Genomic DNA, 13,712 nt, shown 5'->3' on the forward strand with positions numbered 1-13,712 from the left:
AGGGCAACAGGGCGCCCAACTGGTCCGGGAAACGCCAATGGGCAGGGTCTCCAACAGACCCTGCCCATTGTACGTTCGGGCTTCAGGCTCGCTTAGCCGCGGTCGAATGCCTTCTTGATGAGAATTTCCTGCTCCACAGCGTGGTGCTTCGCCGATCCGGTTGCCGTCGAGGCCGAGGCCGGACGGGATGCCAGGCGAAGCGGGCGATCCAGATGCTCAGGGAGGTTGAGGCCAATGAATGGCCAGGGTCCCTGGTTGGCCGGTTCATCCTGTGCCCAGACCAATTCAGCGTTCGGGTACGCTGCGACGGCGGCCTTGATTTCTTCGACCGGAAGCGGTGCAAGCTGCTCAACGCGCAGGATAGCGGTTGAGGTGTCATTCGCCTTCTGGCGCGCGGCCGCGAGATCGTAGTAGAGACGGCCGGATACCAGGAGGACACGTGTGACATCCGCCGGGTTGAGGCCAGCGCTGTCTTCGATTACCGGCTTGAAGCTACCCTGCGTGAAGTCTTCGACGCTGCTTGCTGCCGCCTTGAGGCGCAACAATTGCTTCGGCGTGAAGATGATGAGCGGCTTACGCGGGCGGCTGTAGGCCTGCCTCCGCAGCAAATGGAAGTGTGATGCAGCGCTGGTGGGGTTGGCGACCACCATGTTGTCTTCCGCACACATCTGCAGGAAACGCTCGATGCGGGCGGATGAGTGGTCGGGGCCCTGTCCTTCGTAACCATGCGGGAGCATGAGTACCAGTGACGAACGCTGTCCCCACTTCTGCTCAGCGGACGAGATGAACTCGTCAATGATGGTTTGCGCACCGTTCACGAAGTCGCCGAACTGCGCCTCCCAAAGCACCAGCGCGTCCGGCCGCTCAACGGAGTACCCGTACTCGAAGCCCATCGCTGCATACTCCGACAGGAGGGAGTCGTAGATCCAGAACTTCGCCTGTCCCTCACTCAGCTCGCCAAGCGGCAGCCATTCAGTGCCGTTGGCGCGGTCGTGGAAGACCGCATGGCGCTGTACGAAGGTTCCGCGACGCGAATCCTGCCCGGCAAGCCGCACCGGCACGCCTTCCATGAGGAGGGAGCCGAAAGCCGCGATCTCGCCGAAGCCCCAGTCGATCCCCCCTTCGCGGGACATCTGCTCGCGCTTCTCGAGCAGCGCTTTCAGCTTGGGATGGACTGTGAAGCCCTCCGGGAAGTTCAGGTGCGCCTTGCCGATGTGAGCCAGCGTCTCGGCGGTAATGGCCGTGCTCGCCGGGACTCCCACGCCGCTGTCCGCACGCTGCGAGATCGGCCGCTCGATATTCGAGACGGCTGCTGCGTCCTTGGTAACCACCGGAATAGGCGAGGTTTGGGCAGCATGCGTTTCGGCGAAGACCCGCTCGAGCCGCTCCTGGTAATCGCGCAATGCCTGCTCGGCTTCTTCCTGGCTGATGTCACCGCGCCCAATCAGGGCCTCGGTGTACAGCTTGCGAACTGAGCGCTTGGCTTCGATCAGGTTGTACATCATCGGCTGGGTCATCGAGGGATCGTCGCCCTCATTGTGACCGCGCCTGCGGTAGCAGACCAAGTCGATGACAACATCCTTGTTGAACCGCTGACGGAACTGGTACGCGAGCTGCGCCACGCGGACCACAGCTTCCGGATCATCTCCGTTCACGTGGAAGATCGGTGCCTGCACCATCTTCGCCACGTCGGTGGAGTACACCGAGGACCGGGATGCGGTCGGTGAAGTCGTGAACCCGACCTGGTTATTCACGATGATGTGGATTGTTCCACCCGTACGGTACCCGCGCAGCTGGGAGAGATTCAGTGTTTCCGCCACGACACCCTGACCGGCGAAGGCCGCGTCGCCGTGAACCAGGATCGGAAGGACCGGGAAAGTGTCGCCCTGGTCCAGGCGGTCCTGCTTGGCCCGGACGATACCCTCAAGCACGGAGTCGACCGCCTCGAGGTGCGACGGGTTGGCGGCGAGGTAGACCTTCGTCTCATTGCCGCTGTCGGAGGTGTAGGTGCCTTCAGTGCCGAGGTGGTACTTCACATCTCCCGAGCCCTGCACTGAGCGGGGGTCCTGAGTACCTTCGAACTCGCGGAAGACCTGGGCGTAAGTCTTGCCGGCGATGTTGGTGAGTACATTCAGGCGGCCGCGGTGAGCCATGCCGATGGCGACCTCGTCCAGTCCGTCGTCGGCCGCGTCCGAAAGGATGGCGTCCAGCAGCGGAATAAGCGACTCGCCGCCTTCCAGCGAGAACCGCTTCTGCCCGACGAACTTTGTCTGCAGGAAGGTCTCGAAAGCCTCTGCAGCGTTCAACCGGTGCAGGATACGCAGTTGTTCCTCACGGCTTGGCTTGGAGTACGGGTGTTCCAGCTCGTCCTGGAACCATTGCCGTTCCTCCGGGTCCTGGATATGCATGTACTCGATGCCGGTGGTCCTGCAATAGGCATCACGCAGAACCCCGAGGATGGTCCGGAACTTGAGAGCAGGCTTTCCGCCGAACCCGCCGGTCGGCCATTCGCGGTCCAGGTCCCAGAGCGTCAGGCCGTGGGTACGGACGTCGAGGTCGGCGTGCTTGCGCTGCACGTACTCCAGCGGGTTTGTGTCCGCCATGAGGTGGCCGCGCACCCGGTAGGCATGGATGAGCTGCTGGATCCGGGCCACCTTGTTGATCTCGTCCATCGGATCAACCTGGATGTCCGCGCTCCAGCGCACGGGCTCGTAGGGGATACGCAGGGCTTCGAAGATTTCGTCGTAGAAGTTCTGCTCGCCCAGCAGGAGCTGGTGCACAATCCGCAGGAACTCTCCGCTGCCCGCACCCTGAATGACCCGGTGATCATAGGTGGAGGTGAGGGTGATGGTCTTGCTGATCGCATGTTGAGCCAGCGTCTTTTCGCTGGCGCCCTGGAAGGCTGCCGGGTACTCGAGGGCTCCCGCTCCGATGATGCAGGCCTGGCCCTTGGAGAGCCGGGGAACCGAATGTACGGTGCCGATGCCGCCGGGGTTGGTAAGGGAGACAGTGGTGCCGGCGTAGTCGTCAGCGCCGAGCTTGCCTGCGCGGGCGCGCTTGACGAGGTCTTCGTAGGCATGCCAGAACTCGGAGAAGTTGAGTGTCTCCGCCTTCTTGATGTTTGGCACGACCAGGAGGCGCGTGCCGTCCGGCCTGGGCATGTCGATTGCGAGGCCGAAGTTCACGTGGGCGGGCTGTACCGCTGCCGGCTTGCCGTCGACCACGTCGTAGTACACGTTCTGCGAAGGGAACTGCGCGAGGGCTCGGATGATCGCGTAGCCGATGATGTGGGTGAACGAGACCTTGCCGCCCCGGGCACGCTCCAGATGGTTGTTGATGACCACGCGGTTGTCGATCAGCAGCTTCGCAGGAACAGCGCGAACGCTGGTGGCGGTGGGAACCGTCAGGCTGGCATCCATGTTCGTGGCGATCGCCTTGGCGGGGCCGCGAAGAACCGTGACGGTGTCTTCGTCCATTTCCGGGTTCAGATCCGACTTCGGGAGCTGGGCCGGGATGGGAGCCTTCTCTGCCTTGGGCTCGGTCTTGGGTTCCGCCTTCGCGGCGGGCTTTGGCGCAGCCGCCGGCTTCGCAGTTTCCTTGGCGACAGGAGGAGTGCCTGTTTCCTGGGTTGCAGCAGGGGACTCGCCGGAAGCCTTGGGAGCATTTTGCTCAGTTGAGACGACGGGAAGCTCCCGTGTTGGGGGATGGGCTTCGGAACCAGCCGACCGCCCGGCCGCGTGCCGCCCATTGTCAGAACCGGTGTTCTCAGCCTCGAAGGATTCGAAAAGGCTCCACCACTTCTTGTCTACGGAGTTCCGGTCCTGCCGGAATTGCTCGTAGAGCTCATCCACAAGCCATTCATTTCCGCCGAATTCTTCCGGTAGACGGTGGTTGGGTTGTTGTGGCACTTGTTATACGCCCTCTTCCGTGAGTTGCCCTTGGCCCAAAAAAGGTTACGTCGGCGCTCGCCTGACCCTGTTGACCTGCACTTCAGTCTAATGACAGTTTCAGGCAACAAGCCAATCTCTACCGCTTCCTTGCGCTTATGTTCCGATCCGGTTCAGAAGCGGTCCGGATCGGCCACAAAAACGGCATACACTCGCTTGTGTAACCGACTGCAGGAGCACCCGTGCGTTTCATCAACACGCCCTCAACCGACCTCACTTATTCGGACGTTTTCCTAGTGCCGTCGGCGTCCGAAGTCATCTCGCGGTTCGACGTCGACCTGTCCAGCGATGACGGAACCGGCACCACCATCCCCCTAGTGGTGGCGAACATGACCGCCGTGACTGGCCGCCGGATGGTGGAAACCGTGGCCCGGCGGGGTGGGCTTGCCGTACTGCCGCAGGACGTTCCTACCCGGGTGATCAGCGAAGTCACCCAGTGGGTGAAGCAGCGCGACCTGGTGTTCGAGACACCGCTGAAGCTGCACCCCGCAAACACCGTCATTGACGCACTGCACCTGATCAATAAGCGTGCTCACGGCGCCGTCATGGTCGTCGATGACTCCAACCGCTGCGTCGGAGTGGTCCATGCGGCCGACTGCGAGGGCGTGGACCGCTTCGCCTCCCTTGAAGCGGTGATGCGGACGCGGCCGCTGATCCTCGACGCAACACGTTTCTCGACTGACCGGGACGCGGCCCTCCAGCAGGCTTACGAGGAACTGGACGCCGCCGGTGTATCGCTGGCAGCAGTCCAGCAGGATGGTGAGCTCGTCGGCGTTATCACTCGCAAGGGCGCGCTTCGCTCCACCATCTACCAGCCCGCGACGGACAGTCAGGGGCGTTTGCGGGTGGCGGCAGCCGTCGGAATCAACGGCGACGTGGCAGCGAAGGCCGCCGAACTTCTCGACGCCGGTGTGGATGTTCTCGTTGTTGATACGGCGCACGGCCACCAGCGCAAGATGCTGGACGCGCTCAAAGCAGTGACAGCGCTCGATCCGTCGGTTCCCGTGGTTGCCGGAAACGTGGTGAGCGCAGACGGCGTTCGCGACCTCGTTGAGGCGGGCGCTTCGATCATCAAGGTGGGCGTGGGTCCGGGTGCCATGTGCACCACCCGAATGATGACGGCGGTGGGCCGTCCGCAGTTCTCGGCTGTTTATGAGTGCTCACAGGCTGCGGCCGAGCTCGGCGCACATGTGTGGGCAGACGGCGGCGTCCGGTATCCGCGGGATGTGGCGCTCGCGCTTGCGGCTGGGGCCAGCCAGGTCATGATCGGCTCCTGGTTTGCGGGTACCTATGAGAGTCCCGGCGATTTGCAGACCGACGGCCAGGGGCGCCAGTACAAGGAGAGCTTCGGCATGGCTTCCGCCCGCGCCGTCCAGAACCGGACGCAACGGGACGATGTATTCGCTCGTGCTCGCAAGGGCTTGTTCGAGGAGGGCATCTCGACCTCAACCATGTACCTCGATCCAGCCCGCCCTGGGGTTGAGGACCTGCTGGACATGATCACGGCAGGGGTACGCAGCTCGATGACGTATGCAGGCGCGCGTTCCCTCGCAGAGTTCCGTGAGCGGGCAATAGTCGGCGTGCAATCCGCCGCCGGCTACGAAGAGGGTCGTCCGCTCCAGCAGAGCTGGTAGAACCGCGTCGGCCGCAGTGCTTGAAGCGCCGGCGGCCCTTCGGGTGCTGTAAACTGGAGATCTTATGGACAGTTCCTCTAGGGGCCGGCCCATGGCGCGCACGCAGCGAGAGGCAACATCGACCCGATGTGCAGCGCAGCCATCCAGTGCCGGCAGACCCCGTTCACTTGCCCATCACTCAGCTTCCGCGCGTACTGCCACAGGCGGTTCGCCTCGGGCTGGGCTTCCCAGTGCGGACGCCGGCGGCGATGCCGTCTGCGGTGACGCCGTCTCGGAGCCGTCTCAACCGGAGGACTCCTCCGAGCCGACGGAACCTCCGAAACCCGTCCCGCCCGTTAGGTCCGCCACGCCGCTGACCGCCCCGGCGGTGATCGCGTAGTGGAATGGCTCTATCTGGTTGCCGGTCTCCTGCTGATCCTCGGCACAGGCTTTTTCGTCGCAGTCGAATTCGCACTGGTCGCACTTGACCAGACGTACGTGCAGAGAGCGGTGGACGAAGGCGACAAACGCGCGGAACCCCTGCTGAGGTGTTTGAAGTCGCTGTCGACCCAGCTGTCCAGCTGCCAGTTGGGCATCACGCTCACCACGCTGCTGACCGGCTACGTCATGGAGCCCTCAGTGGGCCGGCTGCTGGAGACGCCCCTGGCCTCACTCGGTGTGCCGGATGCTGCAAGTGCATCCGTCTCCCTCGTCCTCGCCATGGTGTTGGCAACCCTGCTTTCGATGCTGATCGGCGAACTGGTGCCGAAGAACATGGCTATCGCGCTGCCTTTCAAGGTCGGCCGGACGCTGGCGCGTCCCCAGCTGATCTTCACCGCCATCTTCAAGCCCGCCATCGTCCTCCTCAACGGCTTCTCGAATCGTGTGCTTCACCTGTTCGGGCTCGAAGCGAAGGAGGAGATCTCGGGCGCACGAACTCCGTCTGAACTTTCCTCCCTGGTCCGACGGTCAGCTGAACTCGGCACGCTGGACCAGGGCACTGCCACGTTCCTGGCACGAACGTTCAGTTTCTCGGAGCGCACGGCAGCGGACGTGATGACGCCCCGTATCCGCATGGCAGCCGTCGAATCGGACCAGACGGTAGCCGACGTCGTTGATCTTGCACGCAGGACGGGCTATTCACGCTTTCCTCTCATCGGGGACTCACCCGATGACATCCGCGGGGTGGTGCACGTCAAAAAGGCGGTTGCCGTGCCGCGATCCAGGCGCGCAGAGCTGCCGGCCGGCACGATCATGACCGATGTCCTGCGCATCCCCGAGACTGTTCACCTTGACTCTCTGCTCAGCGAGCTCCGGGAAGCGAACCTGCAGCTTGCCGTCGTGCTGGATGAGTACGGTGGAACGGCAGGGGTCGTCACTCTTGAAGACCTGGTGGAGGAGATCGTTGGAGAAGTTGCCGACGAGCATGACAAGCTCAAGCCGGGCGTCCTGCAAAGTGCGGCCGGCAACTGGTTCTTCCCGGGGATCATGCGGCCGGATGAGGTCAGCGACCAGATTCCCAACCTTGTGGTGCCTGACGAATCCGGTTATGAGACAGTCGGCGGCTTCATGATGTCCGTCCTCGGCCGGATCGCCGAGACAGGTGACCGCGTGGAGGTGTCCGGCGGAACTCTTGAGGTGGAACGTATGGACGGACGCAGGATCGACCGCATTAGTTTCCTTCCTGCAGAGCCGGAGGACGCCGGTCACTCCGGATCCGGCCCAACTGCAGTGGGAGGTTCCCGATGAGCGACTGGGCTGGAATTCTCTGGCTGGTCATCCTGCTGGTCGGCAACGCATTCTTCGTCGGCGCCGAGTTCGCGGTCATGAGTGCGCGTCGAAGCCAAATTGAGCCTCTCGCTGAACAAGGCCTGAAACGTGCCCGCACCACCCTCTGGGCAATGGAACACGTTTCGCTCATGCTCGCCTGTGCGCAACTCGGTATCACCGTCTGCTCCCTGCTGATCCTTCAGGTGGCAGAGCCCGCCATTCACCACCTGATGGTGGTCCCGCTCGAGGCGATCGGTCTGCCGGAAGCGCTGGCCGACGGCGTCGCATTCGGCATCGCGCTGGCCCTGGTAACCTTCCTGCACGTGACGTTCGGGGAGATGGTGCCGAAGAACATCTCGGTATCCGTCGCCGACAAGGCAGCACTGTTCCTCGCGCCGCCGCTCGTCATGGTGGCGCGCATCGTTCATCCCGTCATCTCTACCCTGAACTGGACCGCCAACCATATTCTGCGCGCACTGCGCATCGAGCCGAAGGACGAGGTCACTTCCTCCTTTACGCTCGAAGAAGTGCAGTCCATTGTGCAGGAATCGACGAGGCATGGTCTCGTGGACGACGACGCGGGGCTGATCAGCAGTGCACTGGAGTTCTCCGGACAAACGGCCGGAACCGTCATGGTGCCGCTGGACGAGCTGGTTACGCTTCGTACCGATTCAACTCCTGAGGAATTCGAAAAAGCCGTTGGGCGCACGGGGTTCTCCCGTTTTGTCCTCGTGGATGAACACGACAACCTCACGGGTTACATGCACCTCAAGGACGTCATGTCGATGCCGGAAGGCGCCTACTCGCGTCCTATCACGGAGAACAAGGTGCGGGCTCTGGCCAACCTGAGCGTGGACGATGAGATCGAGGACGCGCTGGCAACAATGCAGCGCACCGGCTCCCACCTCGCCCGGGTAATGACCAGTGACGGGCAGGCGCGGGGCGTGCTCTTCCTGGAGGACGTTATCGAACAATTGGTGGGCGAGATCCGGGACGCTACGCAGAACCAGGGACTTCGGAGAACCGGAGAGTTCCTCCAGGACGGCGGAGACCTGCGAACCCGACCGGCACGCTAGTCTCCGGTGAGGCAGCGGGGGTTCCCATCGGAGTATGGGGACCTCCGGCCGTCATGGCGGGAACGTCAGTCCCATCCTTGCTGAGGAGTGGCACAGGTATCCCGGAACACGTACTGCGAGGGTCGCTTGCGTTGACGGCTGGACCAGTCGATAGCAGGCCGGCGCTGCTTCTCGGGAAGGTAGCCGAGGCGGTAGACCGCCATCAGCTCAAGACCGTCCGGCACACCAAGAATGGCCTCAACCCGGCTCCAGTTCTCCGGAACTTCCATCGGGAAGGAGACAAACTGGATGCCCATCCCGAGCTCCACGGTGGTCAGCCATACATTTTCCATCGCGGCGCCCATGCTGAAGACGGAATAGAAGCCGGACAGTTCGCCTGGTCGATACTCGCTCCTGTCCAGCATGACGCCCAGTAGCAGCGGGGAGCCCGCAACGAGCTTTCTGTTTTCCTCGCCGAGGGTCTGGGGGACGCGGAGCTTGTTCATCAGCGTCTGACCGGACGGAGTGAACACCTTCCTGGTGAATGGGCGGAGCAGCGCCGGAAGCTGGTCGAACAGCATGCCGTCCCTCCGCTCCTCCATCTCGGATTCGCTGAAGCGGAAATAGCGCTTGTAGCGCTCGAAGAACGTTCCCTCAGCCATGACCTGCGTCATGCTCTCGCCGCTGATGGCTGCAATCTTGCCGATGGTGTCCTGGTCCTCAACGAGGACAAAGCGCCATGGCTGGCTGTTCAGCTGTGACGGCGCAGCGCCGGCCACCTGCATCAGAACCTTCTGGTGCTCTGTGCTCACGGGCTCGGACAGAAAGGGACCGTTCGTGGTCTTTCGGTTGAATACGACATCGAGGAATTCCACGGGTGTCCTAATGGTTGCGGTTCACGTTCGGAGTGCGACTATCAGGCTCAGAATATAGAACGGCAGCGGAACCAGCGCAGCCCAGATATGCCGGTAGGGGTGGCGTCGAGGCGACCCGGCGTACGGCAGGGCGACCAGCGCCACCAGCGCTGGAATGAGGAACCACCCTGCCGTGCTGGAACTCCACCACAGGGAACTCAGCGCAACGAGGCCGAGGCTGAGGGTCGCGACATACAGCGCGTGATGGATCCAGTGGAATCCCTGCGAGTTGATCAACCCGGTCCGCACTGACGCGCCGAAAGCCGCGTTCGCGGCGTAGAGCCCAAAAGCCAGCGCGACGACGCCGGCTGCACCGTTCATGCTTCGGAACCTCCGCGGAGAAAGGGTCAGGAAGGATCATCGTCGCACCATTCCTACGCCGCCGCACAAACTGCGAATGATTCGCGTTTAGGTTAGAGTTGACCTTGCCCTGATGGCCCGACCCTCTCCCCAAAAAGATCGAGGATACTCATGCGCTCCGTTCTCGCGCGAACCACTGCGGTTCTCTCCGCTTCGGCCCTTCTGCCGCTGGCGTTGGCTGGCTGCGGCCAAAATGCCGATGGAACGGCCTCCGCCGAGGACGCGGGCACTCTTCAGGTGGTGACTTCCACGAACGTCTACGGGAACATAGTCGAATCCGTCGGCGGTGACCTCGTGGAAGTGACGGCGATCGTCGACAGTTTGAGCCAGGATCCGCACTCCTACGAGGCGACGGTGCAGGACAAGCTCGCTGTATCGAAGGCTGACCTGCTGGTGGAAAACGGCGGCGGTTATGACCCCTTCCTGCACACGCTCGCTGATTCGGTCAAGATGGATCATGAGTATGTATTGAGCGCCGTCGACATCGCGGGAGTAGCTGGCGGGGAAGAAGCCCACGCCGGGGAAGAGGCCCACGCCGAGGAAGAGGCTCACGCCGAGGGTGAGCACGGGCACGGCTCCTTCAATGAACACGTCTGGTACAAGCTGGACGCCATGGCCGATCTTGCAGGCGCTGTGGCGGAGAAGCTGGCCGCACTCGATCCCGACAACGCGGAAACTTATGAGAGCAACGCTGCGACGTTCGAGAAGGACATCGCCGCGCTGCTTGAGGAGGCGCAGGCACTGGCTCGCGAGGCTGAAGGTAAGTCCGTTGCCGCTACTGAGCCGGTGCCTGCCTACCTCCTGGAGGCGGCGGGCCTTGAAGACGTTACCCCCGAGGATTACTCGGAGGCCATCGAGGAGGGCTCCGATGTTCCGGTGGCTGCCATGAGCGAGATGCAGCAACTCGTGGAAAGCGGCTCTGTTGCTTTCCTTGCCTACAACGAGCAGACCGAAGGCGCGCAGACGCAGGCGGTCCGCAGCTCCGCGGAGAGCGCCTCCGTGCCCGTGGTCAGCTTCACCGAGACGGTGCCGGACGACGCTGATTACATCTCCTGGATGACCACCAACATCCAGAACATCGCCGAAGCACTGAAGTCCTGACAGAATTGGCCAGTACCCTCCCTTCCCAGTACCAAGGAGACCGCGTGGCCAACGACGGCGGTGCTGCAGCACGCCCCGTAGTCAGCCTGCGCTCAGCTTCACTTTCCTTCGGCCGTCGCACTCTGTGGCACGACCTGGACCTGGACATCCGGCCCGGGGAGTTTCTAGCGGTGCTGGGTCCGAATGGGTCGGGCAAGACCAGTCTTCTTCGGGTTCTTCTCGGCCTGCAGGACCTGGATTCGGGAACGGCCACGGTGAACGGCCACGCCCTGCACCGGGGAAGCCGTGCCTTCGGCTATATCCCGCAACAAAAGTCCTTCGCCGCCGAAACGCCACTTCGTGCCCGTGACCTGGTGGGGCTGGGAGTGGACGGACACCGTTGGGGCTTTCGCCGCGCGGGATCGGCGTACCGGCGAACCGTCGATGCACTCCTCGAAAAGGTGGGAGCGTCGTCGTACGCTGACGCCCCGGTCGGCCGATTGTCGGGCGGAGAGCAGCAGCGGCTCCGCGCCGCCCAGGCGCTCGCAACTGATCCGCAGGTGCTGCTCTGCGACGAACCGCTGCTTTCACTGGACCTGCACCACCAGCAGGCAGTGAGCCGGCTGATCAACGACCAATGCCGGGAGTACAACACCGCGGTGGTATTCGTGACCCATGAAATCAATCCCATCATTGAGTACGTGGACCGCGTTCTGTACCTTGCGGGCGGACGTTTCCGCGTGGGCACACCGAAGGAAGTTATGACCAGCGAAGTGCTGTCCGACCTCTACGACAGCAGGGTCGACGTGATTCACAACAACGGCCGCATCGTTGTGGTCGGTCTGCCTGACGCCACCACGCACCATCATGCCGAAGTTGCGCACCCGTGAACCTCGAGGAAATGCTGAGGGCCATCTTCACCTTCGACAACTACGCCGAGCTGCTGCCCCTGGTGCAGAACTCGATCTGGGCCGGCGCCGTGCTGGGCCTGTTGGGCGGGCTAATCGGCACCTTCGTGATGATGCGGGACCTTGCCTTCGCGGTCCACGGGATTGCTGAACTCTCCTTCGCGGGTGCGGCGTTCGCCCTGCTCGTCGGCGCGAACGTTGTATACGGTTCCCTGGTCGGGTCCGTGATTGCGGCGCTGCTGCTCGGGCTGATGGGCATTCGGGCACGGGACCGCAACTCGATCATCGGCGTCATCATGCCTTTCGGCCTCGGCCTGGGGATCCTGTTTCTGGCGCTCTACGAGGGCAGGGCCGCGAACAAATTCGGTTTGTTGACCGGACAGATTGTTTCTGTCGATCAGGTTCAGCTGACACTCCTGGCGGGATGCGCGGTGGTTGTCATGGCCGCACTCGGCGCAATCTGGCGCCCACTCACCTTCGCCAGTGTGGACCCGGACCTGGCTGAAGCCCGGGGCGTACCGGTCCGCGGGCTGTCGCTGGTGTTCATGTTCCTACTGGGAGTGTCGGTGGCGCTGTCCATTCAGGTGGTCGGCGCGCTGCTGGTGCTCGCGCTGCTCATTACCCCGGCCGCCGCAGCCCTGAAGGTTACGTCGTCGCCCCGCCTGGTCGTGTTGCTCAGTGTTGTGTTTGCGTGCACGTCAGTGGTGGGCGGAATCCTGCTGGCACTGGGGGGACGGATCCCGATCAGCCCCTACGTGACCACTATTTCCTTCGTGATCTACCTCGTGTGCAGGACCATCAACTGGCGACGCTCGAAAAAGGCGACGGCCTCGGAGTCGCGTGCGGTCCAGCCCGCCTAGTTCGCCCGGTTCCTAGTCCTTCGCGGCAGTGCACTCCGGGCATAGTCCGTAAATCTCGACTGTGTGGGCTACATCGGTGTAGCCGTACTCCCGTGCCATCCGTGCCGCCCACTGCTCAACGGCCGGAGCCTCGATCTCCACGGCCCTTCCGCACTTGCGGCACAGCAGGTGATGGTGGTGGTGCTCGACTGCGCAGCGGCGGTACACGGCCTCGCCCTCGCCGTTCCGCAGGACGTCCACGAGGCCGTCGTCGGCCATCGACTGCAGGATTCTGTAGGTCGTGGCGAGGGAGACCGACTCACCGCGTTCATGAAGTTTCCGGTACAGCTCCTGTGTGCTTACGAAGTCGTCGAGCTCATCGAGGGTAGCGCCGACGGCCCGGCGCTGCTTGGTCACGCGTTGTTCCGGTCCTTTGCGGACCGGCTGTGCTGCCTCCGATGACATGCCTGGCTGGTCACCTTCCTGTCCTCGATTCGACCCGCGTCAAGGGTAGCACCGGGGTGGCGGCAACCCCGCGGCGCCGCCGCTGACAGGCTGCACCGACGGCGGTAGTCTGGGCGGATGTTGATGACGAAGTTCACTCATGCGTGCGTCCGGCTGGAGAAGGATGGTTCCGCCCTCGTGCTGGATCCAGGCAACTTCTCGGAGGTCGAAGAGGCCGTTGCCGGAGCGGCAGCGATCCTCATCACTCATGAACATGCGGACCACTTCGACGTCGGTAGGATCGCTGAGTCGATGCGATCTGATCCCTCACTGGAGGTTCATGCGCCGGCTGGTGTCGCGTCGCAGTTGACGGAGGCGCTGGGAGATGACGGCGGGGCGCGCGTTCACGCCGTGGATCCTGAGAGCAGCTACACCATCGCAGGCTTTGACGTGAGAACCTTCGGCGGGCAGCACGCGCTCATTCATCCGCACATCCCGGTGGTGAAAAACATCGGATACCTGATCGATGACAACCTCTACCACCCGGGTGATTCTTTCATCGTCCCGCACGGCGTCCAGGTGAATACGCTGCTTGTGCCGGTCCACGCTCCCTGGTCAAAGACCGCCGAAGTCATCGACTTCGTCACGGCCGTCCGCGCGCCGCGGGCACACCAGATCCATGATGCGCTGCTGAACGAAACGGGCCTTGCGATGGTCGAAGGCCATGTTGCCCGCCTGGGGAAGCACTACGGCACTGACTTCGAACATCTCGAGCCGCGCCA

11 protein-coding genes are annotated in these 13,712 nt (G+C 63.0%); 7 read left to right on the plus strand and 4 right to left on the minus strand.

Translation table 11 applies throughout. From position 1 onward, the window contains the following. Positions 1-92: 92 nt before the first annotated feature. The gene (locus RIF85_RS04725) at positions 93-3,908 is read right to left on the minus strand and encodes a multifunctional oxoglutarate decarboxylase/oxoglutarate dehydrogenase thiamine pyrophosphate-binding subunit/dihydrolipoyllysine-residue succinyltransferase subunit (protein ID WP_309070760.1); all 3,816 of its coding nucleotides are present in this window, start codon (positions 3,906-3,908) and stop codon (positions 93-95) included. A 221-nt stretch (positions 3,909-4,129) separates the two neighbouring features. Here RIF85_RS04725 and RIF85_RS04730 point away from each other — a divergent pair, with 221 nt between their 5' ends. The 3 genes from RIF85_RS04730 (at position 4,130) to RIF85_RS04740 (ending at position 8,406) form a co-directional block, all read left to right on the plus strand. After that, positions 4,130-5,581 carry a GuaB1 family IMP dehydrogenase-related protein gene (locus RIF85_RS04730; protein WP_309070761.1) on the plus strand — a complete coding sequence of 484 codons (1,452 nt, stop codon included), beginning with the start codon at positions 4,130-4,132 and terminating at the stop codon, positions 5,579-5,581. Between the two features lie 378 nt (positions 5,582-5,959). Continuing rightward, positions 5,960-7,309 (plus strand): hemolysin family protein, encoded by a 1,350-nt coding sequence (locus tag RIF85_RS04735; protein ID WP_309070762.1) that lies wholly within the window; start codon positions 5,960-5,962, stop codon positions 7,307-7,309. Further along, positions 7,306-8,406 (plus strand): hemolysin family protein, encoded by a 1,101-nt coding sequence (locus tag RIF85_RS04740; RefSeq protein WP_309070763.1) that lies wholly within the window; start codon positions 7,306-7,308, stop codon positions 8,404-8,406. Before RIF85_RS04735 ends, RIF85_RS04740 begins: the two co-directional genes overlap by 4 nt. A gap of 65 nt (positions 8,407-8,471) precedes the next feature. On the opposite strand, the gene RIF85_RS04745 is transcribed toward RIF85_RS04740, so the two are convergent. Together RIF85_RS04745 and RIF85_RS04750 are read right to left on the minus strand one after the other, a co-directional pair. Continuing rightward, positions 8,472-9,260 carry a nitroreductase family protein gene (locus RIF85_RS04745; RefSeq protein WP_309070764.1) on the minus strand — a complete coding sequence of 263 codons (789 nt, stop codon included), beginning with the start codon at positions 9,258-9,260 and terminating at the stop codon, positions 8,472-8,474. A gap of 21 nt (positions 9,261-9,281) precedes the next feature. Next, positions 9,282-9,620: a hypothetical protein gene (locus RIF85_RS04750; protein ID WP_309070765.1), complete on the minus strand. Its 339-nt coding sequence runs from the start codon at positions 9,618-9,620 to the stop codon at positions 9,282-9,284. A 150-nt stretch (positions 9,621-9,770) separates the two neighbouring features. On the opposite strand from RIF85_RS04750, the gene RIF85_RS04755 reads away from it, so the two are divergent. Genes RIF85_RS04755 through RIF85_RS04765 form a run of 3 tightly spaced genes read left to right on the plus strand, consistent with a single transcriptional unit; the run spans position 9,771 to position 12,507 of the window. Next, positions 9,771-10,760 (plus strand): metal ABC transporter solute-binding protein, Zn/Mn family, encoded by a 990-nt coding sequence (locus RIF85_RS04755; protein WP_309070766.1) that lies wholly within the window; start codon positions 9,771-9,773, stop codon positions 10,758-10,760. A gap of 44 nt (positions 10,761-10,804) precedes the next feature. Beyond that, positions 10,805-11,629 carry an ABC transporter ATP-binding protein gene (locus RIF85_RS04760; RefSeq protein ID WP_309070767.1) on the plus strand — a complete coding sequence of 275 codons (825 nt, stop codon included), beginning with the start codon at positions 10,805-10,807 and terminating at the stop codon, positions 11,627-11,629. Further along, entirely contained in the window at positions 11,626-12,507 is an 882-nt protein-coding gene (locus tag RIF85_RS04765) for a metal ABC transporter permease (protein WP_309070768.1), read from the plus strand. The genes RIF85_RS04760 and RIF85_RS04765 overlap by 4 nt, the downstream gene beginning before the upstream one ends. Before the next feature lie 12 nt (positions 12,508-12,519). Here the strand turns inward: RIF85_RS04765 and RIF85_RS04770 are convergent, their stop codons facing one another. Further along, a complete protein-coding gene (locus RIF85_RS04770) occupies positions 12,520-12,951 on the minus strand; it encodes a Fur family transcriptional regulator (RefSeq protein WP_309070769.1) in 432 nt (143 codons plus the stop codon). A 117-nt stretch (positions 12,952-13,068) separates the two neighbouring features. Here RIF85_RS04770 and RIF85_RS04775 point away from each other — a divergent pair. Then, positions 13,069-13,712, plus strand: a 644-nt coding sequence (locus RIF85_RS04775; RefSeq protein WP_309070770.1) for an MBL fold metallo-hydrolase, incomplete at its 3' end; no start/stop codon positions are given.

It is taken from the genome of Arthrobacter sp. (assembly GCF_031179385.1).
GTDB lineage: Bacteria > Actinomycetota > Actinomycetes > Actinomycetales > Micrococcaceae > Arthrobacter_D.

What these genes read in the sequence shown, in the direction of transcription:
- RIF85_RS04740 (WP_309070763.1), top strand. Translation starts at nt 7,306, where the DNA reads ATGAGCGACTGGGCTGGAATTCTCTGGCTGGTCATCCTGCTGGTCGGC.
- RIF85_RS04750 (WP_309070765.1), bottom strand. Translation starts at nt 9,620, where the DNA reads ATGAACGGTGCAGCCGGCGTCGTCGCGCTGGCTTTTGGGCTCTACGCC.
- RIF85_RS04755 (WP_309070766.1), top strand. Translation starts at nt 9,771, where the DNA reads ATGCGCTCCGTTCTCGCGCGAACCACTGCGGTTCTCTCCGCTTCGGCC.
- RIF85_RS04770 (WP_309070769.1), bottom strand. Translation starts at nt 12,951, where the DNA reads ATGTCATCGGAGGCAGCACAGCCGGTCCGCAAAGGACCGGAACAACGC.